We start from the raw sequence: 1,161 nt of genomic DNA, 5'->3' as shown, positions 1-1,161 counted from the left end.
GCTTTATCTTTAGCCCAGGTGGCCACGTAACCGAGTGAGTAGTTGCTGGTATCAACGCCAATATTTTGCATGGCAACGTACGCAACCGCTTCGGCTTGGGTTTCCTGATAGGCTCGTGGCCGGTCTTTAAATTCTGACGTTAAGCCGTGTAATTGGCTATGGGCGTATTCATGATATAACGTCTCCAGTTTCAAGGCATTGTCGGGCTCATCGCTACCGATGACGATTTCATTAGTGCTGGGTTGAAAATAGCCTTTAGCGCCACCAAGTTCTGACAATCTCTTTTCACTGACTTTAATATCAGTATTGTTATTCAAATAATTTTTGAGTTCGTTGTATAGGTTAGTAACGTTTTTATGATCCGCTAAATTTTCTTTGACAAAATCTTTAGCACTTAGGACTGGTTCGCCGCTTGTCTGTGATATGTCAAATACTGGAATATAGCGATAACCAACTATGGCTTTTTCTTTGGTCGTATCAAGCCTTTTCTGATCCTCTGGAGTTAGTTTTTTAATCATAGGGGCCGCAATCCTGATCCCTTTTTCTCCCTTATTAACTGATCTGTTAAAATCATTTTTCCATTGTTTAAAACCTGCTATTTGAGTAGCTTCTGGGTTTTGAGAGTAGATTAAATCAATATTTCTAGCGCTATAACGATGAAATTTTGCCACAGTATTAAGATAGTTCTTGAACTTGTCACTATCAGTTAAGTTCAAAATTTGTTGTTCTGCATTATCTACAAGTTGTTTCTTCCATTCTTCTTTAGTTGGCATATTTAAACCTCCTCGGCGTCTACAAACTCTACAGAATTATCAATTTGGGGTAACTTGATAGATTGTGTGCCGTAAAGTGCTAAATATTCAGCATTCTTTTTTTGCCACGCAACTTGAATATATTTGCCATTACCCGCAATTTCTGATAGGTACTTATAACTGCTTTTATCCGTCAAAATAGGTAATTCGCTTGCTAATGCTTCCAGTTCATTTTTCATGATATATCCTCCTTCTTTTACAATTACACTCGTTGGTTAGGTTCACTTTTTGGTTTTTGAAAAGTAAACCTAAATGACGAGTTCACCAACCGAAACAACGTGCAGGGCGGTAGGCAGGTTCTAATCAAAATCAAAACTTAATTTATGGCCGTCAAGCTTTAACTTGGCGT

At 38.2% G+C, this 1,161-nt stretch carries 2 protein-coding genes; both read right to left on the bottom strand.

Going from position 1 to position 1,161, the window contains the following annotated elements:
• A partial coding sequence (locus EKM89_RS13930; RefSeq protein ID WP_125689357.1) for an ArdC-like ssDNA-binding domain-containing protein occupies window positions 1-773 on the bottom strand: 773 nt, incomplete at its 3' end.
• A 2-nt stretch (window positions 774-775) separates the two neighbouring features.
• Window positions 776-991 carry a hypothetical protein gene (locus EKM89_RS13925; RefSeq protein WP_014940860.1) on the bottom strand — a complete coding sequence of 72 codons (216 nt, stop codon included), beginning with the start codon at window positions 989-991 and terminating at the stop codon, window positions 776-778.
• Window positions 992-1,161: the final 170 nt, after the last annotated feature.

This window comes from Levilactobacillus fujinensis, from assembly GCF_003946335.1.
Taxonomy (GTDB): domain Bacteria; phylum Bacillota; class Bacilli; order Lactobacillales; family Lactobacillaceae; genus Levilactobacillus; species Levilactobacillus fujinensis.
Note: the sequence above shows the minus strand (reverse complement) of the source record. Positions and strands in the feature narration are given on the sequence as shown.

Excerpts from the sequence above, each read along its gene's own strand:
- EKM89_RS13925 (WP_014940860.1), bottom strand. The coding sequence starts at position 991 with ATGAAAAATGAACTGGAAGCATTAGCAAGCGAATTACCTATTTTGACG.